Origin of the sequence: Paraburkholderia xenovorans LB400, assembly GCF_000013645.1 — a bacterium.
In the GTDB taxonomy this organism is placed as follows: domain Bacteria; phylum Pseudomonadota; class Gammaproteobacteria; order Burkholderiales; family Burkholderiaceae; genus Paraburkholderia; species Paraburkholderia xenovorans.
The window spans coordinates 1,498,678-1,522,452 of the sequence record NC_007951.1; the positions used below are offsets into that span (position 1 = coordinate 1,498,678).

A 23,775-nucleotide genomic window follows, 5' to 3' on the forward strand; every position below is an offset into this window, starting at 1 on the left:
GCAGGGCGCGAAGTTTGCTATAATTCGGCTCCCCGCCGGAGAGATGGATGAGCGGTTTAAGTCGCACGCCTGGAAAGCGTGTATAGGTTAATAGCCTATCCGGGGTTCGAATCCCCGTCTCTCCGCCACCCTTCCAGTAAGCTTTTGCGGCTCCCGAAAATTCGGCTCTGTGCCATAAAAATGGCTCTGTGCCATAGAATTTTCAGCGCAGGGGCCGAACCCGCTCCGGTTTTCGCCGGTAAATCCGCTGCGTTACCTTCCCGTCGGCATGCGCCAGAAGTGCTTGCGCGTGCTCGAGCGTCTCCGCGTCGCTGGCGCACTTCGCCCGCAGATCGTGCTCGGTGAAGTGCTCGCGCACCTTCGTCTCTTCGAGCACGCGAGTCAGGAAATTGCGCCACATCGTGTCCCATCCGCCGGCGCGGCCGGTCGTCTCGTTGAAGTAGCATTCTCCCCGGCGATTGCAGAACAGCCAGGGTGCGATCTTCACCGGACGCACTGACTTGGCCATGTCCACTGCCTCGCGCAGCTGCTCGCTCCATTCGTAAATCAGCCGCTTGCCGGTCGACCCTTCGGTCTTTCCGGGCATCACATGGATGCCGTCCTCTTTGAGGTCCGACATCGTCAGGCGAAGCAGGTCGCCTCGGCGCATGCCGGTCAGCAGCTTCAGGCGCATGTATGCCTGGATGGCCAGAACGCTGCCGGCCTTGCGCTTCGATTCGATCGAAAGGCACTCGACGATCTCCCAGTCCTCCACATACCGCGTGCGCGGCTTTTCGCCGTCGAGGCGGACCTCCCCTTTAAACGGATGCCTGTCGAGGTAACCCCATTTCACGGCCATCGTGAAGGCGTGCGATAGCACTTCGACCTCGCGGTGCGCCGATGTCTTGGCGGCGCGTTTGTCGACGTACTGGTAGATGTGACGCGGCTTCAGGGCGCCGAGCGCGTGAGCGCCCATAACGGCGCGCAGGCGCTTGATCGCGACGGCGTTCTGGGCCTGCGTCGTGACTTCCTTTTTTGGTACGACCTCAAGCGCATACCGGTCGAGAAGATCGCCGATTGTCTTCGCATCGTCGAGCGTGCTCAGGCGGTCCGCCCAAGTTTTGTATGCCTCTGGGAGCGTCGAGCCGAGCCGGAATTGCGTCTTGCCGTCCCATGATGCCTCCAGCCCGGGTGGGACGCGGTAGTAGTAAGCGCCGTGGATGAATCGCCACCGCAAAGGCAGGCCTTTGTTTTCGGCCCGGCGTTTCTTTGGCATTTATGCTGCGCTCCAATCGAACGCTTCCGCCGGCTCGGCGTGCTTGTCGGCGCGTGCGCCAAACTGCTGCTTGACATGCTCGCGAAGGACAATCACCCGGCCATCCGGCCGGATCCGGTGCTCAATGCCCATCGCGCGCAGCACGCTTGCCTGACTGGCGCGCTGACGACGGTCGGTGAGTTCGACGAGTTCTTTGTTGGTTAGAAACATCGAATCGGCCATGCCTATTCTCCAAACCAAAGTTTGCGCGTGAGGTCGATCACGCGCTGTGCTACTTCCATCATCCGTTCAGTTCCTTCTCGGCGGCCGCGAGCGCAACGTTCAACTCGGCCATCGCTTCATGCGTACCGCCCTTGTCTGGGTGCACTTCGGCGGCGCGCCGGCGGAACGCAATGCGCACGCTCGGCATATCGCGGACGGTCGACGGCACGCCGATCACTTCTCGCCAATGTCGAGCGGCCGCCGGCGGCGGCAGGGCGCTGAAACCGGTGAATGCCCGATCGAGGATCTGTGCGCCGCCGTGCCGGTCGATCGCGCGCATTGCCTCGAGCGTGGCGGCGATCGCCGCAATGTTGTCGGCCACCGTCTCATAGCGATCAATCGCCATCACGCGGCGCACGCCTTTGTTCGTCTCCCAATAGACCGCGGCGCCGTGATCGTCCGGCTCGCGCTGGTCGGACCGCGGCATGCCATCGAGTCGGGTCTTCAGATTTGTCGAGATAACGATGTCGTCGCGCTTGATTCCGAGGCGATCGAGTTCGACGAGCACGCCATCGCATGCAGCGAACACCGTGATCCACCGTCCGTCGTGCTTGAACCGGCCGTTTTTTTGGAGGTAGGATTTCGTGCGCGGCCATCCTTCAGGCCATTGAAGAGGGTAGGCGGCAATCATGCGATCGCTCCGAGGTCGTGCATCTGTTGCAGCTGCGCGGCGACGTCGACCGGCACGTCAAAGAATTGCAGCGCACCCTTGCAGGGGACGAACGGTATCGGCTTCACGTCGACCAGATGGAAACCATACTGGCCGTCGGCATGCCATTTTGATGTGCGATCGGCGGGGTGGATGCATGCGTCGATTGTCGCGGCGCCGATGATCCCACCGCGCTCGAGCTGCTCGAAGGGGGGCAGCTGGATCGTCGGCCCTCCGGACGCCCATAACGGATCCTGGGCGTCGTCGTATTCGGCACGCGTCATGGCCTTCGAGGCGTGGACGAGGAAGCGGCCGCGGAGCCGCGTTGGCCAGACGCGGTTCTCGATGTCTTTAATTTCGCCTGCGGCGATCGCCGCGAGCCGTGCGGTCCCGGAGAGGTCCGGGCGTACGATCAGCCATGCCCACGGCTGGCGAACGGAAAGGGCTTTCATGCCGCATGTACCTCGCAATAGTGTGGGCGAAGTTGGTTCGTCAGACAGGTGCAGACCGGGCCGACCGGCCGCGGCGCGGCGGCGAGTGCGATTCCGTACATGTCGATCGAACCGTCGGACATGAAGAGGTGCTGGTAACCGGCGGCGAGCAGCTTGTCGGCGATTTCCCGGAACGTGCGCTCGGATACCTCAAGGGTTGCGACGGTATATGTCATGCCGCACCTCGCGGGAATTCGTCATGCGTGCGACCATCCAGTTGTCGACCGGCCGCCTTCTTGCCGACGCGTTCGAGGACGCATCGAGCGCCAAATCGAGTGAATGCACGCGGATAGCGATCGGTCTGAATGAAGCGCGAGGGTTCGTGCTCGTAGTCGCCGAACGCGAAACGCCCGGGTGTCTCGGACGGATGCATGCCAGCTGGCGCCCATTCACCCCATTGCTTGAACAGGAACGGCACGCCAGCGGCCGCGCACTGGTCACGTAGAGACCTAGCCCACTGGATGCTCATCGGTCGCGCGTTGGGGCCGCTTTCGCCGCCGCAGATCACCCAATCTGGCATCAGGTTGAGCGGGATTTCGCCGAGATCGCCAAGCATTGGCTCGACACTCCAGAAGCGCACGCGCGCGGGCACGGCGAGTAGTTTCCCTGCGTCGCGCAACATCTCATCGCGGTCGACGAACGTTGCGCCGAGCCAGACATTCCACTGTCCCGCGCACCAATCATGCGACTTCAGCATGCGCATGACGTTGCCGATGCGCTTCGTCAGCAGCAGCCAGTCGAGGTTCGGCGTCAGCTCGATCAGGTCGAAGAGGTCGATGCGCCATTTCGGATCGACATCGTTATCGAAGACATCGGCGAGCGACGCGCAGAACACCCGCTGCCGGCGGCCGTGCTCGGCGAAGAACGATGCATGGTTCGCGTTCCACTGAAGCGGCTTGCGCCAGTTAGCGGCGGACGTGCGGCGCCGCGGCGCGCCGGGCCCCCAATTGATCGCTGAGCCGCCGGCGAAGCGTGCGTTGCGCGCCTCGGCGTAACAGTGATCGCAGCCGGGACTCACCTTCTGGCATCCTTCCCACGAGTTGAACGTGTGGTCGGTCCACTCGATTTTGCTATTCTCACTCACGATCGCCCTCGCTTGCCGTACGCGCGCCGGTCAGCGCCCACTCTGCCCATCTCACTGCTTTCGTAAACGATTTCAGATCGCATGGGCAATATGGATTGTTCGTGCTAAACGTCTTGTGCCATCCCTTTTCAATTTCCTCGCCGGTCAGCGCCCGCGTCTGCTCCACAGGTTGCGGGGCAGACTCTCCGCGCAGTTTCCAGTAATGTGAAAGTGCGCGGTCGGCCACTGGATCATCGTGCGGACAAGAGCCAACGCACAGGTCCATTGATGACGATTGCGCTGTTTGCACGGCGCGAGCGTCATCCGTCAGCGCCCGCGTCTGCTCCACAGGTTGCGCTACTGGTTGCGGGGATACGGCGCGGGCACGGTCTTTTCCTTCCTGCTCACCTTGGGCATATGCATCGCTCATCGCTTCTTCGATATTTTCTTCAATCACGTTCATTAGCGCGTCTGCGCTGTCAAACTGGTGACCCTCGTCAAGCATTCCCCTCAACAGGAAACGGAGTGCCGCGACGTTCTCAATCACTTCCCGCGCGTAGATAGGAGTCTTCCCTGGTGCCCGCTCATCGTCCAGCACCACGGCAGAGGGATTTGCCTGCGGGCAATCTGTTTCGTGCGGGCCGTTGATCGGCGCGCCACAGAAGAAGCAGACACCCGTTGATGGTCCTGCGTTCTCGATGGCGTTCAGCGCGCACGCCTTCAGCTCTTCGAGCGTGGCAACGATCGCTTCTGGCTCATCGTCAGGGCTGTTGCGGTCAGGTATCTCGCACACGTTCGTAAGGAATGCGTCGAACCACGCGGGCAATGCCGTCTCCCCACCTTCCGCCGACTGGGGCGGTTGAGGGACGGCGTAGAGCGGCGTGCAGGTTCCACCATTGGCGCGCGCTTGATCGCGGGCAGTCAGCTCGTTCGCGTGCGCATGCACCCACGTCTCGTCACTGAACTGCTCCTTCCATTCCACCAGCCACGCTACCGGCTCCCCCGATTGCGCTGGCGCGGCAGGCTTGCTTGCAGATAGCAGGGCACGGCGATTCCACGCGTCGATTGCTTCCAGCGCGTACGCGCGCATCTGGGAAGAATCGAAAATCCAACCTTTCTGGCATGGCTTAGGCAGCGGCGGGAGTTCTGCAGCGCTCGAAATTGCGTCTGTCATGCTTCGCCTCGCGCTTGCTTGATCGCATCGGAGATTGCCACTATGTGCGGCCAGTATTCGCTTTTGGACGGCCGGAAGTCGGGATCAGTGAGGATGAGCAGCGCGAGCAGGCCGTCGATCGTCGCGTGCGCCTTTTCGAGCAGCTGCAAATGATCGATAGGCGGCGCCGGCGGCCGGGGCACGTACGGACCGTGCAGCGTGAGCGTGCTGAGGAAGCGGTCCGGTGCCAGCTCGTGATCGATCGCCAGGCAGAAGACCCGGCCGCCCTGCGAGACGAGCGGCACCAACAGGTCCGGATTCTTCGTATCGCCGCCGATATAGACGCCTTCCTTGCCGAGCATCGCGCGAACCTGTGGTTGCAGCGGGTCGATCTCTTCGGCTTGGCCAATAAGGATTAGATTTTTCACTTGTAATCCTTACTTGACGGAGATATCCGGGACGATGACCGAGGGCTTGAAAATCACCTTGTAGTGATATGTGCTCACGTCCGCCCCATCGATCTGCTCGACGAAGTAGGTCACGTTGTCGGATAGCCCGAGGAAATGCTTTTTGAAACTGTTAGGGCCGGTTTTGCACGTGATCGAAACTTCGCGGGACTTATCGGCATTGCCGATGGAGCACAAGCCTTCGATGCTCAGCATGTACTCGCCAGTGATGCCGTTGTAGAAGACCACTCGTCGGTTGATCTGGAAGTTGTCCGCAGCCTTCGACAGATTCTGGGAGGCCACGTCGGCATCGTTGCAACCGGAGAGCGCGGACAGGAATGCAGCAGTTAATGTGAGAAGCGCGACGCGCTTCATGTTTTTTCGATGTTTCATTGCGTCTGATCTCATGGTCACGGTTGGCTATCGAAAAGGTCGCTCTGCGCGTTGCTGCTGCTCGACTCCGACAGATGCGTCGGGCAGAAATGGACGTCGTCGCCGACTTGATGGGCATGTGCCGCGCACAAATGTCGATCGCATGTCTTCCCCGCGCGGGATCGGTGGTCGCACTGGAAGCCGCTCGGCGCGTTGCAACCATCGACAGAGCAGCGGGGCGCCTGCCGGCGGCCGCGCGTGCAGACGATTCCAGAGACGCCGCCGGGCAGGCGAAAGGGCGTGCAGGGCATGTCGATGGTTATCCGACGATCGCAGTGAGGGTGGTAGAGCCGTCGGCGTGTTCCGTGCGCAACATGAGTGCACTTCGACCTCGAGCCGGCCGGATTTCACGCCAAGCCGCGACAAGACTCGCCGGCGGATTGAATTCGGGGTTGAGAATCGCGCTGCTGCAAGCGAGCTCGGGATCGTCTTCGGTCGGGATGGAGAACGAAGCGATGAACGGGATCTTGTTGGCCTTACAGATCTCGATGATCTGAGCCATGAGCGGGCTGATCTGCGTGTCGTATACCTGCTCTTTATTCAGTTGCTGTTCCATAGAAACTCCGGAAAAAGGACCGGGCCGAAGCCCGGCCAAACACACGCCGCGCCGATGAGAGGGTCAGCGCGCCGGACTACTCTGTTTGACGTTCGAGGCGCCGCGCGCGATCACGACCGGACCGACATGCAGCACGACTCGCTCGCCGCGATCGCGCGCGAGCATCTCGACGAATTCGGCGCAGAGCACCTGCGTCGCGCTGTCCGTCGGTACCCGCGAAGTGGCGTACACGCGCGCAGCGTCCAGGAACGCTCCGCGGCGGCGCGGTTCGCCGTACATCAGTTGCCCGCTACTCGATAGTTGGTCGGCTGCGTATCGGTGCGCGATTGCAGTTCGGCGGGTTTGAGGGAGCAGTCGAAGCCGGCGGCGCGGTAGGCGTCATAGACCTCTTTGCTCACCTGGCAGCGGATGAGGACGGCCGCTTTCTGCAGGTTCGTTTTCGTCGTCGCGTCGTCGGTGACGGTGGACTGACGAACGGTCTCCGCGGCGGCGACCTCAAGCTTGCAGTCGAGCAGGCTGTTCGACGAGCCGCCGACGGCAGAGAAGCCCGCGAACGCGACGCCGGCCTGCGTCGTCTGCCCGCAGTTCATCTGTGAGAACGAGGCCGCGTACGCACCGAGAACAGGTGCCGAGACGTTGCGCACCGTTTGCGATGTGTGCTCGGGCTCCTGGCTGAACTGGATCGTGCCCTGTGCTGTAGACGTCGCGGCAGACTGCTGCGTCGCGGTGGCCGTGGTCGACGTTTGAGCCTGCGCCTGCCCGGCGACCCCCAGTGCTAGAATCAACGCGACGGCGAATTTGGTGTTCATCGTTACACCCCCAAGGTGTGGTTGGTCAGGCCTCGGTCATTCACAGTGACCGAGGCCTTCTCATTTGCTTCGAAAGATTTCACCAGGCAGCACGCTTCGAAGAAATCGGCGACGCGCACGTGGAGCACATATCGGCCATAACGCTTGATATGCACAGCCCACTTTGAGCGCGTCGCGACCCAGCTAACGCCTTTGATGCCTGTCCTGTTGCGGGAAGAAGCACGCTGGTTGACCAGCTGAGCGGTGTTGTCGGCCCAGCGACAGTTCTGAGGGAAATAGCCTTTTGAGCCGTCCCTCCGATCCAACGTCGTTCCGTTCGGTCTCTCGCCCATGTCAGCAAGGAAATTTTCGAAGCTGAGCCAGCGTTCGCAGATCGTTATGCCAGCGCCGCCATATTGAGGAAAGGCGTCGCAGCGCGGATTGAGACAACGCTGCTTCATGTGATTCCACGAGCGATATTCGGGCGACGAACCGGAGTCGCGAGCGCGCCCGTGGGTAACATTGAGCGAGTGACCAGGTTGGAACGGCATGTCTCGCTCGTTCAGTTGAAGGAGTAAGAAGCTGCCAAGTTGGTGTAACCGTACGAGGAGACATCCGTTCCCACGCCGGATTTACTGGAACCGTAGCCACTGCCTACGGTATAGCCGCCAGCATTCGCGTTCGAGACGCTACCGGTGTAGCTGCCGGACGCCGATGCACCGCCGCCGATGCCTGCGAAACCGTACGAGCCGATGCCGGCGCCGATGACGGTGCCGCCGATCGCGTAGCCGCCGCCGGCGGAATTGCTCCACTGCGACGAATAGCCATTGCCGTTCTGACCGGCCTCAGCCTGCGAGCCACCCGACGTGCTGGACGACGAACCAAAACCGCCGCTGAACGACAGCGAACTGTTGCTCGAATAACCGCCTGCGAATGCGGCCGGTGCTGCGGCGAGGGAAAGTGCTGCTGCAACTGCGAGGGTGATGCGCTTCATGGTCTACCTCAGGTTGGTTGGTCGCGCGGTGGTCCGGCCGCGCCCGGCACTGCGGATTCAGTCGTATTTCGCGTCTTCCGGCGGCCGCTCGATGGCGGCGCGGTAATAGGCTTCGGCAAAGCGGTATAGCGCGCTGACCGGGCCCGACACGCTTTGATATTCCTGGCGTCCGATGCGACCGTCGAGAACGACGGTTAGGCCGGCCGCGCGCGCCAGTTCGATGATGTCCGGCATGATCAAGGCTTCCCGGTGCTGGGGAACGGCCATGCCTCTCTGCCGGCTTCGTCCGCAGTCGGTGTGCGTTTCGCGGGAGCCGGTTTCCTGGCTGAAACTTTCTTCGCGCTCACCGGTGGTGGAGTCGTTTTCGCCGCTGCCGGCTTTTTCACGGCCGGGACTTTCTTCACCGCGAACTTGCGCGCGGGAGCGGGACTGGCCGGTGTCTTCTGCGCTGGTGCAGCCTTTTTCGCCGCCGGTGTCGGCGTGGCCTTACCTTTCGGCTTTGCGTTGACGTCGGCCTGTTTCCGGACGGCTGCCGGATCGATGCCGCGCTCGCGGGCGACGGCCTCGAGCAGCTCGGGCTTCGACGGGCCGTACGTCGCCGCAACGGACTCGTCGATGAGCGCGATATCCATCACGAGGCGTCCGAGGCCTTCAGGACATGCACGCGCGTTTGCCTCGATTTCGTCGACCTTCTTCGCGAACTCAGCCTCGGTGAGGGGCTTCGAGCCCCACCCATACAATTTGGTGATGCGCTTCTGGTTCTCGTTCCACAGGCGACGATAGAACGTGACGGCGACGATCTTCAGGTCGAACTCGTCGAGGCCATAGCCGTCATGCTTCTCGCGCACCTGACGGAAGAGCTCGCCGCGGTATGCGTCGGCAGCTTTCTTCTTCGCGTTTTCCGCGGATTGGCTGGGATTGGCCGCGCCGGTGCTGCGCGCCTCGATGCCCTTGTCGGCCAGCGCTTTCTTCAGGTCTGACTTCTGCATCACGTCGACGAGCTTGCCGGCGTGTGGGTCCTCGAGCAGCGCGGCGGATTTCGCTCCCTTCGCACCGAGGATCTGCCGATAGGTCCGATGCTTGGGATCGTCGTAACAGTGCTCGTCGAGGTTCACCCACCCGCCGGCCAGCGCGCCATATTGGTATGGCTTGACCTTCTTCGCTTCCTTGCCAGCAATCACGGTGCGGCCGGTCGCTTCAGCTTCGGCCCGTTTCTGCGCTGCCGCGGCGATGCGTTTCTTCTCGTAGCAGGCAAGATCGGTACAGACCTCTTTGCTCTTTACGTCGCCGAACAGATCCACCTGGTTGCCGGTACGCTTCGGGCACGGACCGCAGGCGCCGGCGGTCGGCACGAGCCCGGCGTCAGAAGTCTTGAATGGCGCCTGATCGAGCCGAAGCATGTAATTGCGCTGAATGTGTTCAGCTGCGGTTTTCAGCGGCCGCGGTTCACCGTCGACCCACGGAGCGGTGATTTCCTTCGCCGCCTTGTCCTGCAGCTCGGCCGGCAGGCGGGCAATGAGCAGCGCGGTGGCTGCGGTCAGCTTTCCGTCGAAGAACAGCTCGCGCACGGAATCGATCAACGAAGTCAGCTTGAGCCGCTGCGCCACGTACGACCGGGTCTGGCTGACTTCCTCGGCGATCTGTTCGACGGAGTGCCCGCGCTCCTGAAGCACCTTGTATCCGTCAGCCTCTTCGAGCGGGTGCACGTCTTTGCGCTGCAGATTCTCGATGATCTGAATGTGGAGTACTTCGTCATCGGTGAGATCGCGTACGAGCGCCGGCAACTCGACCAGCTGCGCCGCTTCAGCTGCGCGATGCCGGCGTTCGCCCGCGACGAGCTCAAACAGTCCCGGCTCTTCCGGCCACGGCCGCACGAGCACCGGCTGCAGCACGCCGTGTTTCATGACGCTCGCAGTCATTTCAAGATGGTGGGCCTCGACGAAGCGCTTGCGCGGGTTTGTCGGCGAGCGTCGAATAGATTCGATCGGCAACTGCGCCACGGTCGAGTTAGATTGAGTGGACATGGCGGTCGTATCAGTGAGTGGTGCGCGGTGCGGCGGCAGGCGAATTGAAGATGGCGCGGAGGATCCCGGACAGAGCGAGATCGCCGAACGCGGGCGTGAGCTGCGTCGCGTAGGCCTGACGCTCGCGCATGATCTGCAGCGCCCGCCGGAACGATGCATTGCTCTGCGGCGCGTCGAGCCACATCGGGAGCCAGTTACCGACGCCATACAGGGCGTCATAGCGGCGTAGCATCACCGCGCGGGTCATCCGGACAGGCGCCGCGATAGCGACGTCGTCCTCGTTCATCACATGCTCAGCGCCCATCGCGAACCGGGAATGGGGAAGCGTCCAGGTGTCGAACCTGATGCAGTCAATACGCTGCCCGTCTTCGCCGAGCGCCACGATCGACTGCAGGTGATCGGTCGGCCGTGAGTCGTTGAAAATGAAGATCGTTTTCATGGCTTGAGTCCCTTCGTGTGGTGCGTCGCACGCCGACGCCCGGCGGCGCGCAGAAGCGCGCGAACAGTTCGATGTGTTTCTCGCAGCGACGCGTTACGCGCGTCGAGATCGGCGAGCAGCTGCCAGAGAGTTGGTGCGGGCCTGCGTCGCTGCATTACGGATCCTGAAAAAACGGGCGCTGTGAGAGCCGCCCCCAAGCTCGCCGACCGGGGGTCACAACCGACGAGAGACCACTGAAAAATCATTTGCGCAGCTCGACCAGCGCGATGAGTGCGCGGAAGTGCTCCGGACGCAGATCGATGGCGCCGCTTCCGGTCCGGATGCTGATATCGCCATTCGGCCAGGACACAAGAGACACCTCGTCGACGGAGATCGTGAAGTCGGGCTCACGTGTGAGCTCCGGCGACGGCTTTGGTGGATCTGCTGGTGATGGCGGGGCCTCCGCGGCCTTGGCGGTAGGCTTCTTCCGCATCGCGACGATTGCGGAAGCTGCCTCGAAATGGCTGACCGCGACCGGCGCAGTCTTTACTTCAGCCTTTGGCTTCGCCGCGACCTGGCTTCCGATGCAGTATTTCCCGCCGTCACGAACGATCCGGCCATCGTGGAGCGCGCCCTGAATGAATGGGGAGAGGCCGCCTTTGGAGGAAATGCCGAGCGCCTGACAGATAACCGCGCTGCCTGCCGGGCCATGCTCTTTCAGATATGCGATTACCTCATCAGCTCGCGTGAGGCGTTTCGTCTCGGGCAAGTTGGCGATCGTTGCTTTCTGAAGGCCGTTGAGCGGATTGGCCCACGGATTCGTTGGTGCGGGGGCGCGCTCGATCCCGCCGACGTCTGCGTCCGTGACCGGCTCCGCTGCAGCAGCCGCATCAGGCTCCGCGGCGCGCGGGAACATGTTGGGGTGGCCGACGTTCTTCACGACAGCTGCCCCACGTTGACGGCAGTGCTGTGGCGTGGGAAGAAACGCGAGGCCCGTGCCACCATCGTGTCGAGCTCGAGCACGGCCTGCTCTCCCGATGCGTGTGCCTGTTCGTACAGAGCCGGTAATTCACTTTCGAAGCTCTCGCGCACTTCGTCACGCGTTGCGCAGCGATTGTCGAAATACCAGAAGACCTGTTCGGCCTCGCCGATGTGCAACTGGATGGTGTCGGCACCCGGCACGACTTCGTAGCTGCGCGTCACCCAGACCATCACCACGCCCGCATTGGAACTTCCCATCAGGCATGCCGCCTTGAATTTGGCGCAGTCCTGATGCGCCGGCGGCACGACGCAGATGCGACTCACCGCGGCGGTAGGCCGGAGAACGAATGCCTTGTACTGGCCGAGCGGCTCGCCGCAAACCGCGCACCGCTTGTAGTAATGGCAGGCGGCGAGATCCGGCGACGCCAGCTCGGTGGCCGGCGGCAGCGCGCGCAGTCGAACCGGCACGGCCGGCACTCCGTTACGAAGAAGCATGCTCATGGCGCTTCCTAAACCGGAGGCACGCCGCGACCGCGCCTCCGGAAGAGCCCGATCATCGTTCGCGGGGGCGGGCGGGTTGAGATTGGAGTCGAAAGCGCGGTCGAAGCGACCGGCGACAGTGGTGAGCGTCCAGGCGACGGATCCGAGAGTGACGATGGCCGAGCCGATATAGCCGAGCATATTCACGGCAGGACCCTCCCGGTGACTTGCTGGACATAGGCCTTCGAGAGTTGAACGCCGATCGCTTCGTTGCCGGTGTAGAACGCTTCGAAGATCTGCTGCACAGAAATATCCGCACTCCCTTCGGGCTTGCGATTTCGCGTTCCGATTTCCTTCAGCAGGTCGTCGGTGTCGAGTCGGCAGAGAACGTCGCTCACGTCGACGTCCACAGATATCCAGGACATGGTCATTCCTCCGAGACAAGACGGATGCCGCGCATGGCAGCGGTCACGGCGACGAAGTCCTGCATCGTCCGCACGTCGTTCAGCATCGTCCGGAGCATTTCCGGCGTGGCACCCAGTTCGATCGCCGTTTCGAGCGCGTGTGCGGCGCCGCGTTGGACGAGGTGCTGCGCGATTAGCTCGGGACCGTCGAGCTCGTGCTCGAGCTCGCGCGATTTATCGAAGTCCGGAATGTTGTCGATCTTGGCCATGTCATTCCTCATCGATGTCGTTGGCGGCGCGCCGTTTGATATCGACGCATTGGTCGTCGAACGCGAGCGACGTCTGGTCGCCGATCCGGCGGCGCGGCTGCGAACTACGGCGTGCTTTCGGGTTCGGATGGAGTTGGGCGCGGACCGCGGCCTGAACGGCGGCGCGCACTGCCGGCGAGAGCAGGGCATCGTCGGGCTCGCCCTCGACGCCGAGCGTGCGGCAAGCCGGCGCCAGCATTTCGTCCGGGAGGCGGGTAGGAGTCGGTCGCATGGCCGTTCTCACAGGCACCGGGTGAACGAGCACGACGAATCCCCAGCGGCCGCACGGTCCTGGTACTGCATATAGCCGAGCGCGAGCAGGTAGACGAACAGCACGCCGAGGATGGCGAGGATGTTCCGGACGATCCGGAAAGCCGACTTCACAGCGCGAGCGCCGCGCCGGGTGTTGCCGGTGGGTGTTGCTGACTGTTGGTTGGCCATCGCTCGCTCCGTGGTTGCGGTGTGTTGGAGCGAATATTACCTGTAGGTAAATATACCGTCAATACCTGTAGGTAAAATTGTGAGCGTCACATTTGAACGGCCGGATGCCTGTCTGGAGTTCGTAGGCTTCTGCTGAAATTAACGGTTAAGTGATGTCGCCTGAGCGAAGCGCCAGACCAACAAGCTTCCTACTTTGGGCTACCCGTTTCTTCACCTGCTCAAACTCTTGTTCAGCTTGGAACAACTGGGCTGCCGCTGTCTCATACGCGGATCCGGACACCCATGACTGGATGAGAGGGATCGCAGAAATATTGCCGGAAACGACGTCGGTCGTAACGCCTAATATCAAATTTATGCGGTGTTTACAACTCTGACCGTTTGCACCCGCAACGCAGGTGCACGACGCAGTAAAGCCGACGGGCTGGCGGCGGAAGACAACTTCATAAGGCTCATCGGAAGAGCCCTGGACGTGAAACATAATTTCATTCATCTCGCTCTCCGTCAGCAAATGTAACTTTTTCGGCGTGTTGACGTCGCTCTTTCCATTCACGCAGCTCGATCACTTTTACCCTTGATCTGCGGCCGTTGTACGTCGGGGCCAAGCAGCATCTTCGCGGCCCAGAGCATCTGATTTTTTGCGGCTGGCGACATCCTCGCCATCAAAGCCACTACTTCCATAGTGATCGGGTCCACAGCCGGAAGTTTTGCTTCTTCGGCAGGCGCGAGTTCAGCTTCGACACCGTCCATCCAGCCTTTGGGTTTGCTGAATTTATGCTCAACAAGATCGGCCAATTCCTCTCCGATTCGCTTCTTGCCGGCCTTTCCCTCCGGGTACAGCATCCGCGTGACATACGATGCCTCCCTCTCAATGCGGCGCCCAAGTTCCGCAGAAGAGCCGTCGCATTCGTGGTCGCGGAGCCACAGAAGCCTCTGCCGGCGCTGCTCATATTTATCCATACGTCCATTTCATAGAGATTTTACTTGGAGGTAAATGCCCTTCAGGTATTGACTTGTAGTTACCCACAGGTAAAAATTCGGCAATGGAAAAGCTCCTTGCCTTCATCAACAGCCTGTCACCGTCAGAGCGCGAGCATTTCGCGTCGACCTGCAGGACCACCATCGGCTATCTCCGCAAGGCAATCAGTGCCGGGCAAGAACTGAGGCCGGATTTATGTGTGCGTATAGAGCGGTACCCGGGTTGCCCGGTGGGCCGAATCGATTTGCGACCGAGAGACTGGTTCGAAAATTGGCCTGAGCTTGTCGCTGCGTCGCCTCCTCGCGCGCCTCTTCAAGAGGAGGGCGTATGACGCATCACACGTTAAGACTGACTGCGGATGCATCGGGCGTGGGAGCGTCGGTGCAGTTACTTTCCGAGCTTGCCAAACGCTTTCCGGAGGTCGTTGAGCGATTTGTTGACGGACTGCTCGACCTTTCTGAACTCGTTCGCGTCGACGTGCGTAACTGCACCGCAGGAACTGCAGGTGAGGTTCGGATCTGTCTTGAGCCTTCGGATTGTTTCCGTGAGTTTCTTGCGGCAGTTGCCGCAGGGAACGTCGACGGTTTGGTTGTCGAAGTTGATGGTCATGGGTGTTCCCCTCGCAAAGGAGATTGACGTGTGGAAACGCAATTCTAGCGCGGGGTGGAACACCCTCAATTTCGTGGTCGGCGGCGCGGGCAACGCGGTTGCGCAGCAAGAGGAGGGCGTCTGACATGCGGCGTATCCGATCGATGTTGATCCCGGTTCGCGGACAGATCCGCAGGCGCGCCGCACGCGCATCCTGTCCTGAAATGGGCGCGTGGCTACCGTGGGTTCGGCCGCCTGGCGTCGAACTCGTGCAGTTCCGCGCGCGGATCGAGGAACGCAACCGGTCGGACCTCAGGAGCGAGGTCGATCGCGTGCTGCTTGAGCGAGCGGGTGCAGAAACTCCTCCCATGCACTCTGAAAGTGCTCGAAGGCGAATATCGAAGCATCCGATGACGGGCTTTGTAACGCGTTTGAAATCCCTCGCTCGCAACAGCGCGCGAAGGCTTCTTCGAGCAAATCGGGGTGCGAGTGACAGGCAATGAGAGCGCGGATCATCGCATTCTGCGCGCGCACTTCTGCCTCGCAGAGCGTAAGGCGAAACGTGAGCTGTTCGATGGGTGTCGGCGTGGCCGATGTTTCGTCGTCTTTGTTGTCCATGAGGGTTCCCTTTCGTTGTGAACCGGTGTGTGTGGAAGCTACCGATTCTAAACGGGGTGTGAACCCTCACCAATTCTGTCGCGGGGCGCCGATGTTTGCGCCGGGCGGCGCGTGAATTCACGGGGATTTGCATGGTGTCCATGCAAAAAATTTTGCTCGCGGCTCAAGTGGGCTCTCAAGTGGTAATTCGATTGGATTTGTATATGACGCGGACCAAACGACCTGACTCTGAAGCCCGCACGGCGTTCTGCGTGCAACGTGCCGGCGCAAAGCGTCGAGGCATCGCGTGGGATTTCACTTTCGAAGACTGGATGGCCGTCTGGACCGAGTCAGGACATTTCGCGGAGCGCGGCCGGAACAAAGGGCAATACGTGATGGCACGAAACGGTGATACCGGGCCCTACGCGCGAGGCAACGTGAGCATCATTTTGCATAGCAGGAACATGAGCGATGCGCATGTCAACGTCCCTGAAAAATGTAGCCCGGCCAGACGTATTGGGACCGGGAAGGGATGGAGCATCAACAAGCTCAGCAAGAAGAATCCGTATCACGTCATGCACTGCGGGAAATACGTCGGGGTGTTCTCGACCGAGGACGATGCGCGCCGCGCATACCTGCACGCCGTCGAGCAGACGAGGTTGCAGGTTGCGGCGGGTTCCCTGCGATCGCGGGCAACTGAGCAAAGTCAATCTCAAAATACTCAAAACCATGAATAGCGAAAACAAGTCGTTGCCAATGGTGGGCGGCGCGGTCGATGGCCCGTCTTTCGTCCCGGAAGAGAAGATTGCGTTGTGCAAAACATTTCGCGATGCCGTTCGACTGTCCTGGTCGCTGCGCAGGACGCGGGGAATGTCGAAAAAGACACTGTCGGAGCTGTGCGGCTTCCACGCGCCTCACGCCACGGATTATTTGCACGACACCGACTATGACGCGGCGGGCCGCAAACGCCGGTCATTACCGCCTGATTCGATCAAGGATTTTGAGGCAGTAGTCGGCAACCGGGCCATCACGCAATACATGGTTCATCAGGTTCGGCTCACGCTCATGGAAGCGCTGCTCGAACAACGGAAAGCGGCATGAAATACGAAGAGGCGAAAGCCGTCTGTGAGAAAGCATTCGCTGCTGCGGAGTTGCGCGTCGGTGCGGACGAAGTTGCGGTGAAACGAGAGGTCAGTTTGATGGCCGCGCGTGACCGGATTCTGATGCGCGCGCTGCACGTCGTGACAAAGCACGAGTCATCCACAGGGCAGTCATGAACGCGGATCTGGTTGGCACGGTTGTGTTGCGCACGTTCGCAGTGATGGGCGTCGCTGTGGCGTTCATGCCGTCGATCGCGCGATCGCGCGTGAGGTTTGGTTTCACGAGCTGTCTCGCGCTCGCCGCCGTGCTGATCTGGTTCAGGCCGTAGGAGTCACATGTCGTTTCACTTATCGAATCTCGCCTGGAGCGTCGAGCTCCGCCACGCGCAGAAGATTGTCCTGCTGTGCCTTTCACATCTGGCGCTGCAGAGCACGTGTGAATGTTCAGTCACGGTGCGCAAGCTCGCGTACATGTGCGGCATGTCAGATAGCGGCGTGCGTGGTCAGCTCGAAGCCCTGACAGCGGCCGGCCTGGTCGACGAGATCCCGGGCAATGGCGAGACTTTCTATCGCGTCAACGTGGCGCCGCGCGATGCCTAAGACGAGCAAGAAGGGCGCGGCGGAGCACCCACAGATCAACGCTGGCCTCGTCGAGGCCGCTATACGCCGTCACGTCGACCCGCGCGGCGCCAACACGCTCATTCCCGAGGCTGAAATTCGCTGGGGCGTCGGCTCGCAGCGCGGCGTTTATCGCGCGGACTTCGTCATGGTCACGCGCTCCAGTTACGCGACGGAGCTCGAGGTGAAAGTATCGCTCGCGGACTGGCGCAAGGATCTGTCGAAGCCGAAGTGGGTTGGCATGCCCGCCTGGATCACGCGCTTCGTCTACGTGGTGCCCGAGCAGCTCGGTATTCCTGAATGGGTGCCCGCGCATGCTGGCGTGTGGCATGTGCGCCCGCGGCCGTCGCAATACGAAGCGTGGGAAGGGCCACGGCGCCCCGACGGCTATCAGATCGTCGTCGCCCGCGCGCCGCACGTGCTCGGCCGCGAAAAGCTACCAGCTGCCGTGCTCGGCACGTGGCTGCGCAATCTCTATTACCGCTACTGGGAACAGCGGGTTCATCTTGAGGGCCGCATTGCGCGGCACGTGCGGGAGAGAGTTGCATGAGAGTCGCAGACGTATTGCGCGAACTCGGTCGCCCGATCGCCTACTACCCGTTCCTCGCTCGATACCTCGGCGGCGTGAACGCTGCCGTGTTCTTCTGCCAGATCTTTTACTGGCAGGACAAGGCTACCAGCGAATTCGGCGTGCATAAGACCGTCGATGAGCTCGAGCACGAGACCGGCCTGTCCTACGAGGAACAGCGCGCCGCCCGCACGAAGTTGCGTGCCGCCGGTGTGCTGATCGAGACCGCCAAGCGCATCGAGCATCGCACGTACTTCCGCGTCGACGAGGATGCGCTCGAATTGCTGTTGTCTTCCGAGCCACCCGCACGTAAGGCGAAAAAGTCATTGGTGGGCACATCGGGAAAGTCCACTTCCCGAAATGGGAAAAGTCCATCTCGGGAAGTGGACAAAGTCCATTCCGCGAACTTGGAAAAACCCATGCCGCCGGGTGGGGAAAACCGCGCCCGCGGGAAGGGAGATCCCCATTCCGTTAACGGTACAGAGATTACAGCAGAGACTACAGCAGCAACGCGCGCGGCCGAGGCTGTGGACAACTCTGCTGTTGCTGCTGCTGAAGCTGAAAAAGCCCAACCGAACCCCGAGCGCGAATTGACGGACTTGCTGGTGTCGCTCGAGGCCGCTCGGGGCAAATCGCTGAGCGTCGACCGGAACCGCGACCGTGTGCACGTGCTGACGTGGGTCGGCAAGGGCGTGACGGCGGCGCGACTGCGGGAAGCCCACGCGTTGGCCGTGGCGGCGCGATCGCGAGAGGGCGACGAACGGCCGACGTACGCAGGGTTCGTCTCGACGTTCATCGACGCAGAGGCCGCGGCGCCGGTGACGGCTGAGTCACAAGCACAGGTCGACTGGTGGCTGGCAGGCGAGGAAGTGCTGGTGGCGGCCGGCGAACGCTTCGGCGCCCGGCCGAAGCGGCGCGACGAGCCTTTGCCGCTGTACCGCGCGGTGGTGGCCAGAGCGGCGGGTAAGGGGCCGTGGATCGACGCGATCCTGCGCGACGCCCAGCGCGGCGGCGGCCAGTTCCAGCAGATGATCGTGGCGACGCTCGGTGAAGCGCTGCTGCCTGTCGACTGGTACGCATCATGAGCACCCAAACCGAAAACGCATTCTGGCTCGTGTGGTCGCCGACCGGCAGCGCGCCGCCGCGGTACCGGCACGCGAGCAAGCAGAGCGCCATCACCGAGGCAGAGCGGCTCGCGCGTGCTCACCCTGGCCAACTGTTCGTCGTGCTCGAGCCGATCGCCGGGCGGCGCGTGGACAACATGGTGCGCACGACCTACGTCGATGAGAAGGAGATCCCGTTCTGATGAGCAACGTCATCGACATCGAGGAGCTGCGCTTCACGCGCGACAAGCGGATCGTGCGGCCGCGCGAGGAGTGCGAGCACAAGCACATGACGATGGACGACCACGGCCAGTTCGTCAGGTGCGACGACTGCAAGGTGCAGCTCTCTCCGTTCTGGGTGCTCAGCCGGATGCTCGATCAATACGAGCGCGCTCTCTCGAAGATTGCCGGCCGCGAGCAGCGGCAGTCCGAGGCCGAGCGCAGGACGGTGCATCTGCGCGCCGCCCAGGTCGTCGAGCGGGCATGGCGCAGTCACACGACGGTGCCGACGTGCCCGCACTGCGGCGAGGGGATTCGCGCGACCGATGGCTTCGGAAATAGCGCGATCAACAGATCTATCGATGAACGGCGGCGCGCCGCCAAGAAGGGAGGCGTATGAACTGCAAGCCGGGCGATCTGGCGGTGACAACGGGCATGGCCGTGCCAGCCAACAACGACGTGATTGTCGAAGTTGAAAGTTTCGCTTTCGTCAATCACTTGGGCATGACGGTATGGAACATAAAACACCGTCAGCCGATGCTTGTGGATACCGGTCCGCGAGCAGGAACGTGGATGGATCGCGGGATTATTTGCGACACAAATCTTCGCCCGATCAGCGGCGTGCCGGTGCACGACGAGCAGCTCGACGAGGTGCCGGCATGAAAGCGACGATCCAAGCGGATGGCACGATGGTCATAACAGCGGAGACCGAGATCGAGGCGTATGCGCTCGGGCGGTGGTCGATGGACAGCAATTTGGATTTGGACCCCAACCTGTGGTGTCCAAAGTTGGTAACCGACTGCTCGAAATACCCAGCGGCGATTCAACCCAGCCGGGTGTCCGGAGCAACTCAGCAATGAGCGAGCTCTTGATCCTCTCCGTGATCGCGGCGCCGCTCGTGCTCGTGCCGGCGTTCATCGTGTCATTCCTATCGTATGTGGAACCGCTATCCTGGCCATACACCGAGATAGCGTTCGCGATCGCCGAGGAGTCGGAATTTGCGCGGTTCGAACGCGAAATGCTCGAGAAGATTGCCGCGTCGCTCGCGATCCCGAAGGAGCTGCTCGACGAACCCTATGAGTCTAGCGGCTATTCCTACTTCGCCGAATCGCTCAAACGCGACGCGCAAAGATATGGTGGCTGGCGATGAGCAAGGGCACTGTCCGTTTCCCTGAGAGCGCGATCGTCGACGGCCGCATTGGTACGTCGCGCATTGCAGCGACGATCGCGGGCGCGGCGGCGCGCCTGGCATCCGCCGATCTCGAACCGCTGCAGGGCGCCGTGCAGACACTTGCGCGCGGCATCGCGGCACAGACCGGACAGACACCCGAGCAGGTCGCCGCAGCTTGGGGCACTGTCGAATATTCGAATTCTAGCGGGGTGCAGTTGGTAGCCCCGCACATGGCGGCCGGCGCAAAGCATCGCGCGAACGCGGCACTCGGGGAAAAGCCTGCGCCTGGCAAGCGCGAAACCCCGCGGGGGGAACTGACGCCCGTGCAGCGCGTGCAGCAACTCGGCCGGCTCGGTACCGGACGGATGAACAAGACTGAGGCCGCGTACGAGCAGCTGCTGGCGGCGCGTCTCCACCTTGGCGAGATCCTCTTCTATCGCTTCGAAGCGCACAAGCTGCGGCTCGGCGACAACACGTTCTATACGCCCGACTTTACTGTGATCGTTGCCGACGGCAGCACGGAATATCACGAGGTGAAGGGCTACTGGACAGACAAGGCGCGCGCCAAGACGAAGGCGGCCGCCGCTCAACACCCGTATCGATTCATCGCAATCAAGCGCGCCGGCCGTCACGGCTGGAGCTTTGAAGACCTCACCAGCCGCAGCTGGTGATCACCCATCCATCCAGGAGCGTCACATGTCAGTCCGAGCAAAGTTCAAGGTTATCTCGACCACGCAGCGCAAACACTGGGACATCCAGAAGGGAAACATCCACGAAATCCAGCTCGAGCCGGTGACGAGTGGCTCGACGGAAAACGAAAGTTTCTACGCCGCCACTCCGCACGGTGCGATCAACCTGCAGACCGTCAACGAAGAAGCCGGCGCGCAATTCGAGCTCGGCGCCGAGTACTACATCGACTTCACGAAGGCCTGACGTCGCACGCGGCCATCGCGCCGCGCCGCGCGCATCAAATCACATGGAGAAAATGGACATGGACAACCAGCACAAGCAGATCAATGGGTATCGCGACCTGTCACAGGCTGAAATCGATCTCATCAACGAGATCAAGGCGAAAGGCGAGGAACTGCGCGCGCTCGTGACGAGGATCCAGGACGTTGCGATTCCGCCGCTTCCCGAAATCGAACCCGCCGTGGCTGGCGACGAGCCGGTGCTTCTCGAAGGCAAGCCCATCGCAATTGCGACGGAGGGCGATGACCCGTGGTACTGGCTTCGATATGCGGACGCTTCGTTTCGATGCGGAGTCATGTATGCGGTCCGCGCCGTGGCGAAACCCGCATCGTATTGACGATGAGCCAGCTCGACATGTTCGGCAGCGCGGAGCCGATCACCATCACCGCGTCGCCGGCGTCCAACGAAGCCGCAGTCATCCGCGACCGGCACGCCGAGTTGATTGGTCTGCTGCCCGAGAAACTTCGGCCGCAGTGCACGCCCGCGCTGCCGGTGCCGAGCGCCAAGGCCGAGCTCGACGCGTGGACCCGCACCACGCAGCGCATCTATCTGCTGTACCTCATCGGCGCAATTGCGCGCGGCGTTTATCGCGATGCGAGCGAGGCCAATGCCCCGTACGTGCTGATGAAGCTGAACGGCCTCGGAGGTCAGTGGTGAAGATGACCTTCATCGTGCCGGCACAGTTCACGGTATTTGGCGTGCCGCAGCGCGAGCGGCCACCATGCCTCGCGCAGTGCGAAGTGGTGGAACTCGTGCGCTCATTCGCCTATTCCCCGTGGAAGTTCCGGAACACACTGCGCCGCGGCCTGCGTGTCAGCTACTCGGCGTACGTCCGGCTGCCGGCATGGATCGCGCCGCCGGAGAACTGGCCGCGCCTTGAGACTGGCGAGGTCGAGCTACGTGTGCCGATGCACCTGAATCAGCGGGTGCCGCTCCCGGAATTCCCTCCCGACCGCAACCGCGTGCGCATTGACGATGTGCTGAAGCTTCGAGGCGATCCATGCTGACGCGCAAGAAGCCGCTCGTGAGCAGGACGCCGCTGAAGCGCTCCGCGCCGATCGGCGTGCGGCCGTCGCCGGGCAGCTCGCTCACGCGCACGAAGGTCCGCGTGAAGTCACCGGTCGCAGCACATCCAAAACATTGGGCCGCCAAACGTCGCCCGAGTCCTACCGCGATAGAACGTCGATACATGGGCTACGTCGCCGCACTTTGTTGCGCGGTGTGCCGCCGTCTAGGTATTGAAGGAACACCAGCAATTGTCCATCACCAACGGACGGGCACCGGGAAAATGCGCGCCAGTCACTACCGCACTTGTCCGTTGTGCCCGCTGCACCATCAGGGCAGCGGCTTCGGAGTGCATGACATGGGCCGGTCACAATTCGCTGACTTATACGGTTTCAGCGAGGTCGACCTCGTTGAGGAAACTCGCGGCCTGTTGGTTGAATATCTTCCTGCCGAGGAACGCACATGAAACAGGACATGTCAGGCGAGATTTTCCACCGTCTCACTGTCGTCGCAGATGGTGGCGGCGCGCGCGTGTTGTGCGCGTGCCAATGCGGTGGCCGCGTTGACGTCTTGCGCAGCAATCTTCGGAGAGGGAACACGCGTTCTTGCGGGTGCCTTCATAGGGAACGGGCCGCTGAGCGTGCAGCCGTACGTAATCTCCGCCACGGAATGACAAACACCCGGATTTGGGGGATTTGGGACGGGGTCGTCGATCGCACGAGCCGACCGGGTACGTGCCATTACGCCGACTATGGGGCGCGAGGCATTTGCCTGCATCCCGAATGGCTGATCTTCGAGAATTTTTACCGCGATGTCGGCGCTCCACCGAGCGATCTGCATTCCATCGACCGTATAGACAACAACCGCGGCTACGAGCCTGGAAATGTGCGATGGGCGACTGCCGCCGAGCAGGCGAGAAATCGCCGCAGCAACAGGTTCGTGATGATCGCCGGCAAGCGCATGTGCCTCGCCGAGGCAGCTCGAGTGGTGGGTATCAGCAAATCGACAGCGTCACGCTTGCTTCAGCGTGGGGAATGGGCCGAGGTGTTCGGTGGCGTGCCTGACGAATCTGTGGGAGAGATCGATGGTTGATACGACCCGACGGGGCGGCTCGGCGATGCGATGGTCAGAGGAAGAGGACGAAATCCTGCGCGAGATCTGGAAGTTGCGTACGCCGCTCAAGGTTTCTGCCGCACGCTTGCCGGGCCGATCCGTGCGCGGGATACAGATGCGCGCAGACATCCTCAAGTTTCCACGCCGCCGGCAGGCACGCGGAACGTCCGACACACGCCCGGCCTTCGTTGCATTGTGGAAGGCCCTGAAGAAGCCCGGCACCCGCATTCAGTTGGCGGCGCGAGCTGGAGTATCGAATCAGACCGCTGGCGATTTCATCAAGCATTTCCGCAGCCAGATGCACATCGTCGGCTGGTATCACCCCGCCGATGGCAGAGCCGCACCGATCTACAAAGCAGGTGCTGGCGAGGACAAGCCGAAACCGCCGAACAAGCCTCGCGCTGAGGTCTATAGCGATTACTGGAAGCGTATGAAGCGTGAACGGCCCGATCTCGCGGCGGCGCGTATCGCGCGTGCCACGTTCAAACGCCTCGAACGCGAAGGCAAGTTGATGAAACGAGATCCGGCCGCTATCGCGTTGTTCGGCGTGTGTGGCGGCGCGCGGCCGGAATGAGCGAGCCGCTTGAGTGGTGGGAATACGGTG

The 23,775-nt window shown here is 61.9% G+C and carries 47 protein-coding genes and 1 tRNA gene; 21 read left to right on the forward strand and 27 right to left on the reverse strand.

Annotated elements, in window-relative coordinates; genetic code table 11:
* The first annotated feature begins 37 nt into the window (after positions 1-37).
* A tRNA-Ser gene (locus BXE_RS06550) sits at positions 38-128 on the forward strand.
* Between the two features lie 74 nt (positions 129-202).
* Here BXE_RS06550 and BXE_RS06555 read toward each other — a convergent pair.
* The 27 genes from BXE_RS06555 to BXE_RS06680 all read right to left on the reverse strand — a co-directional run bounded on the left by BXE_RS06555 (position 203) and on the right by BXE_RS06680 (position 15,326).
* Entirely contained in the window at positions 203-1,255 is a 1,053-nt protein-coding gene (locus BXE_RS06555) for a tyrosine-type recombinase/integrase (protein WP_011487583.1), read from the reverse strand.
* The gene (locus BXE_RS06560) at positions 1,256-1,477 is read right to left on the reverse strand and encodes a DUF4224 domain-containing protein (RefSeq protein ID WP_038456595.1); all 222 of its coding nucleotides are present in this window, start codon (positions 1,475-1,477) and stop codon (positions 1,256-1,258) included. It lies immediately after the preceding gene.
* A 58-nt stretch (positions 1,478-1,535) separates the two neighbouring features.
* Entirely contained in the window at positions 1,536-2,147 is a 612-nt protein-coding gene (locus BXE_RS06565) for a molecular chaperone DnaJ (RefSeq protein WP_011487585.1), read from the reverse strand.
* Positions 2,144-2,617, reverse strand: coding sequence for an ASCH domain-containing protein (locus BXE_RS06570; protein ID WP_011487586.1), 474 nt, complete (start codon positions 2,615-2,617; stop codon positions 2,144-2,146). Before BXE_RS06570 ends, BXE_RS06565 begins: the two co-directional genes overlap by 4 nt.
* A complete protein-coding gene (locus BXE_RS06575; RefSeq protein WP_038456593.1) occupies positions 2,614-2,832 on the reverse strand; it encodes a hypothetical protein in 219 nt (72 codons plus the stop codon). Before BXE_RS06575 ends, BXE_RS06570 begins: the two co-directional genes overlap by 4 nt.
* Positions 2,829-3,740 (reverse strand): phage Gp37/Gp68 family protein, encoded by a 912-nt coding sequence (locus BXE_RS06580; protein ID WP_011487587.1) that lies wholly within the window; start codon positions 3,738-3,740, stop codon positions 2,829-2,831. Before BXE_RS06580 ends, BXE_RS06575 begins: the two co-directional genes overlap by 4 nt.
* The gene (locus BXE_RS06585; protein ID WP_011487588.1) at positions 3,733-4,893 is read right to left on the reverse strand and encodes a hypothetical protein; all 1,161 of its coding nucleotides are present in this window, start codon (positions 4,891-4,893) and stop codon (positions 3,733-3,735) included. The genes BXE_RS06580 and BXE_RS06585 overlap by 8 nt, the downstream gene beginning before the upstream one ends.
* Complete coding sequence (locus BXE_RS06590; protein WP_011487589.1) at positions 4,890-5,300, reverse strand: hypothetical protein; 411 nt, start codon at positions 5,298-5,300, stop codon at positions 4,890-4,892. Before BXE_RS06590 ends, BXE_RS06585 begins: the two co-directional genes overlap by 4 nt.
* A 9-nt stretch (positions 5,301-5,309) precedes the next feature.
* Positions 5,310-5,693, reverse strand: coding sequence for a hypothetical protein (locus tag BXE_RS06595; RefSeq protein ID WP_038456590.1), 384 nt, complete (start codon positions 5,691-5,693; stop codon positions 5,310-5,312).
* Positions 5,694-6,009: 316 nt separating this feature from the next.
* Complete coding sequence (locus tag BXE_RS06600) at positions 6,010-6,306, reverse strand: hypothetical protein (RefSeq protein WP_081435494.1); 297 nt, start codon at positions 6,304-6,306, stop codon at positions 6,010-6,012.
* Positions 6,307-6,369: 63 nt separating this feature from the next.
* Positions 6,370-6,537 (reverse strand): hypothetical protein, encoded by a 168-nt coding sequence (locus BXE_RS46410; protein ID WP_158340907.1) that lies wholly within the window; start codon positions 6,535-6,537, stop codon positions 6,370-6,372.
* Positions 6,538-6,584: 47 nt separating this feature from the next.
* A complete protein-coding gene (locus BXE_RS06610; protein ID WP_011487592.1) occupies positions 6,585-7,115 on the reverse strand; it encodes a hypothetical protein in 531 nt (176 codons plus the stop codon).
* A gap of 2 nt (positions 7,116-7,117) precedes the next feature.
* Positions 7,118-7,645, reverse strand: coding sequence for a hypothetical protein (locus tag BXE_RS43240; protein WP_011487593.1), 528 nt, complete (start codon positions 7,643-7,645; stop codon positions 7,118-7,120).
* An 11-nt stretch (positions 7,646-7,656) separates the two neighbouring features.
* Positions 7,657-8,088 carry a hypothetical protein gene (locus BXE_RS06620; protein ID WP_011487594.1) on the reverse strand — a complete coding sequence of 144 codons (432 nt, stop codon included), beginning with the start codon at positions 8,086-8,088 and terminating at the stop codon, positions 7,657-7,659.
* A gap of 57 nt (positions 8,089-8,145) precedes the next feature.
* On the reverse strand, positions 8,146-8,322 hold the full coding sequence (locus BXE_RS46415) for a hypothetical protein (protein WP_011487595.1): 177 nt from the start codon (positions 8,320-8,322) through the stop codon (positions 8,146-8,148).
* Between the two features lie 2 nt (positions 8,323-8,324).
* Positions 8,325-10,112: a ParB/RepB/Spo0J family partition protein gene (locus BXE_RS43245; RefSeq protein ID WP_158340905.1), complete on the reverse strand. Its 1,788-nt coding sequence runs from the start codon at positions 10,110-10,112 to the stop codon at positions 8,325-8,327.
* A gap of 10 nt (positions 10,113-10,122) precedes the next feature.
* On the reverse strand, positions 10,123-10,551 hold the full coding sequence (locus tag BXE_RS46420; RefSeq protein WP_038456584.1) for a hypothetical protein: 429 nt from the start codon (positions 10,549-10,551) through the stop codon (positions 10,123-10,125).
* A gap of 241 nt (positions 10,552-10,792) precedes the next feature.
* Positions 10,793-11,470, reverse strand: coding sequence for a hypothetical protein (locus BXE_RS06635; RefSeq protein WP_011487597.1), 678 nt, complete (start codon positions 11,468-11,470; stop codon positions 10,793-10,795).
* Positions 11,467-12,198, reverse strand: a complete 732-nt coding sequence (locus BXE_RS06640; protein ID WP_148222914.1) for a hypothetical protein — start codon at positions 12,196-12,198, stop codon at positions 11,467-11,469. The genes BXE_RS06635 and BXE_RS06640 overlap by 4 nt, the downstream gene beginning before the upstream one ends.
* Positions 12,195-12,416, reverse strand: a complete 222-nt coding sequence (locus BXE_RS06645) for a hypothetical protein (protein WP_011487599.1) — start codon at positions 12,414-12,416, stop codon at positions 12,195-12,197. The genes BXE_RS06640 and BXE_RS06645 overlap by 4 nt, the downstream gene beginning before the upstream one ends.
* Before the next feature lie 2 nt (positions 12,417-12,418).
* Complete coding sequence (locus BXE_RS06650) at positions 12,419-12,664, reverse strand: hypothetical protein (RefSeq protein ID WP_011487600.1); 246 nt, start codon at positions 12,662-12,664, stop codon at positions 12,419-12,421.
* 1 nt (position 12,665) lies between these two features.
* Entirely contained in the window at positions 12,666-12,935 is a 270-nt protein-coding gene (locus BXE_RS06655) for a hypothetical protein (protein WP_148222915.1), read from the reverse strand.
* Positions 12,936-12,943: 8 nt separating this feature from the next.
* Positions 12,944-13,144: a hypothetical protein gene (locus tag BXE_RS06660; protein ID WP_011487602.1), complete on the reverse strand. Its 201-nt coding sequence runs from the start codon at positions 13,142-13,144 to the stop codon at positions 12,944-12,946.
* Between the two features lie 145 nt (positions 13,145-13,289).
* Complete coding sequence (locus tag BXE_RS06665; RefSeq protein ID WP_148222916.1) at positions 13,290-13,634, reverse strand: hypothetical protein; 345 nt, start codon at positions 13,632-13,634, stop codon at positions 13,290-13,292.
* Positions 13,635-13,690: 56 nt separating this feature from the next.
* A complete protein-coding gene (locus tag BXE_RS46880; RefSeq protein ID WP_011487604.1) occupies positions 13,691-14,101 on the reverse strand; it encodes a hypothetical protein in 411 nt (136 codons plus the stop codon).
* Positions 14,102-14,507: 406 nt separating this feature from the next.
* Positions 14,508-14,729: a hypothetical protein gene (locus BXE_RS46425; protein WP_038456580.1), complete on the reverse strand. Its 222-nt coding sequence runs from the start codon at positions 14,727-14,729 to the stop codon at positions 14,508-14,510.
* Between the two features lie 291 nt (positions 14,730-15,020).
* The gene (locus BXE_RS06680; RefSeq protein ID WP_011487607.1) at positions 15,021-15,326 is read right to left on the reverse strand and encodes a hypothetical protein; all 306 of its coding nucleotides are present in this window, start codon (positions 15,324-15,326) and stop codon (positions 15,021-15,023) included.
* Positions 15,327-15,457: 131 nt separating this feature from the next.
* On the opposite strand from BXE_RS06680, the gene BXE_RS43255 reads away from it, so the two are divergent.
* The 20 genes from BXE_RS43255 (at position 15,458) to BXE_RS06775 (ending at position 23,745) form a co-directional block, all read left to right on the forward strand.
* A complete protein-coding gene (locus BXE_RS43255; protein ID WP_049782101.1) occupies positions 15,458-16,042 on the forward strand; it encodes a hypothetical protein in 585 nt (194 codons plus the stop codon).
* A 19-nt stretch (positions 16,043-16,061) separates the two neighbouring features.
* On the forward strand, positions 16,062-16,406 hold the full coding sequence (locus BXE_RS06690) for a hypothetical protein (RefSeq protein WP_038458150.1): 345 nt from the start codon (positions 16,062-16,064) through the stop codon (positions 16,404-16,406).
* Positions 16,403-16,582, forward strand: a complete 180-nt coding sequence (locus BXE_RS06695; RefSeq protein WP_038456578.1) for a hypothetical protein — start codon at positions 16,403-16,405, stop codon at positions 16,580-16,582. Before BXE_RS06690 ends, BXE_RS06695 begins: the two co-directional genes overlap by 4 nt.
* Positions 16,579-16,734: a hypothetical protein gene (locus tag BXE_RS46430; protein WP_158340903.1), complete on the forward strand. Its 156-nt coding sequence runs from the start codon at positions 16,579-16,581 to the stop codon at positions 16,732-16,734. Before BXE_RS06695 ends, BXE_RS46430 begins: the two co-directional genes overlap by 4 nt.
* Positions 16,735-16,741: 7 nt before the next feature.
* Complete coding sequence (locus BXE_RS06700; RefSeq protein ID WP_011487609.1) at positions 16,742-17,005, forward strand: Rrf2 family transcriptional regulator; 264 nt, start codon at positions 16,742-16,744, stop codon at positions 17,003-17,005.
* The gene (locus BXE_RS06705; protein ID WP_011487610.1) at positions 16,998-17,573 is read left to right on the forward strand and encodes a hypothetical protein; all 576 of its coding nucleotides are present in this window, start codon (positions 16,998-17,000) and stop codon (positions 17,571-17,573) included. The genes BXE_RS06700 and BXE_RS06705 overlap by 8 nt, the downstream gene beginning before the upstream one ends.
* Positions 17,570-18,676: a hypothetical protein gene (locus BXE_RS43260; protein ID WP_011487611.1), complete on the forward strand. Its 1,107-nt coding sequence runs from the start codon at positions 17,570-17,572 to the stop codon at positions 18,674-18,676. Before BXE_RS06705 ends, BXE_RS43260 begins: the two co-directional genes overlap by 4 nt.
* On the forward strand, positions 18,673-18,897 hold the full coding sequence (locus BXE_RS06715) for a hypothetical protein (RefSeq protein WP_011487612.1): 225 nt from the start codon (positions 18,673-18,675) through the stop codon (positions 18,895-18,897). Before BXE_RS43260 ends, BXE_RS06715 begins: the two co-directional genes overlap by 4 nt.
* Positions 18,897-19,313 carry a hypothetical protein gene (locus BXE_RS43265; protein WP_011487613.1) on the forward strand — a complete coding sequence of 139 codons (417 nt, stop codon included), beginning with the start codon at positions 18,897-18,899 and terminating at the stop codon, positions 19,311-19,313. The genes BXE_RS06715 and BXE_RS43265 overlap by 1 nt, the downstream gene beginning before the upstream one ends.
* Positions 19,310-19,576 (forward strand): hypothetical protein, encoded by a 267-nt coding sequence (locus tag BXE_RS06725; protein WP_011487614.1) that lies wholly within the window; start codon positions 19,310-19,312, stop codon positions 19,574-19,576. The genes BXE_RS43265 and BXE_RS06725 overlap by 4 nt, the downstream gene beginning before the upstream one ends.
* Positions 19,573-19,773 (forward strand): hypothetical protein, encoded by a 201-nt coding sequence (locus tag BXE_RS06730; RefSeq protein WP_038456576.1) that lies wholly within the window; start codon positions 19,573-19,575, stop codon positions 19,771-19,773. Before BXE_RS06725 ends, BXE_RS06730 begins: the two co-directional genes overlap by 4 nt.
* A complete protein-coding gene (locus BXE_RS06735) occupies positions 19,770-20,063 on the forward strand; it encodes a hypothetical protein (protein ID WP_011487615.1) in 294 nt (97 codons plus the stop codon). Before BXE_RS06730 ends, BXE_RS06735 begins: the two co-directional genes overlap by 4 nt.
* Entirely contained in the window at positions 20,060-20,755 is a 696-nt protein-coding gene (locus BXE_RS47110) for a hypothetical protein (RefSeq protein WP_233518814.1), read from the forward strand. Before BXE_RS06735 ends, BXE_RS47110 begins: the two co-directional genes overlap by 4 nt.
* Positions 20,756-20,780: 25 nt before the next feature.
* Complete coding sequence (locus BXE_RS06745) at positions 20,781-21,017, forward strand: hypothetical protein (RefSeq protein ID WP_011487617.1); 237 nt, start codon at positions 20,781-20,783, stop codon at positions 21,015-21,017.
* A gap of 58 nt (positions 21,018-21,075) precedes the next feature.
* Entirely contained in the window at positions 21,076-21,390 is a 315-nt protein-coding gene (locus tag BXE_RS06750; RefSeq protein ID WP_038456573.1) for a DUF7681 family protein, read from the forward strand.
* Positions 21,391-21,392: 2 nt separating this feature from the next.
* Positions 21,393-21,710 (forward strand): hypothetical protein, encoded by a 318-nt coding sequence (locus BXE_RS06755; protein WP_038456571.1) that lies wholly within the window; start codon positions 21,393-21,395, stop codon positions 21,708-21,710.
* Positions 21,707-22,060 carry a hypothetical protein gene (locus tag BXE_RS06760; protein ID WP_148222917.1) on the forward strand — a complete coding sequence of 118 codons (354 nt, stop codon included), beginning with the start codon at positions 21,707-21,709 and terminating at the stop codon, positions 22,058-22,060. Before BXE_RS06755 ends, BXE_RS06760 begins: the two co-directional genes overlap by 4 nt.
* Positions 22,054-22,524: a Ref family recombination enhancement nuclease gene (locus BXE_RS43950; RefSeq protein ID WP_049782103.1), complete on the forward strand. Its 471-nt coding sequence runs from the start codon at positions 22,054-22,056 to the stop codon at positions 22,522-22,524. Before BXE_RS06760 ends, BXE_RS43950 begins: the two co-directional genes overlap by 7 nt.
* Positions 22,525-22,727: 203 nt before the next feature.
* Positions 22,728-23,150: a hypothetical protein gene (locus BXE_RS06770; RefSeq protein WP_049782104.1), complete on the forward strand. Its 423-nt coding sequence runs from the start codon at positions 22,728-22,730 to the stop codon at positions 23,148-23,150.
* Positions 23,143-23,745 carry a hypothetical protein gene (locus tag BXE_RS06775; protein WP_011487622.1) on the forward strand — a complete coding sequence of 201 codons (603 nt, stop codon included), beginning with the start codon at positions 23,143-23,145 and terminating at the stop codon, positions 23,743-23,745. The genes BXE_RS06770 and BXE_RS06775 overlap by 8 nt, the downstream gene beginning before the upstream one ends.
* Positions 23,746-23,775 lie beyond the last annotated feature (30 nt).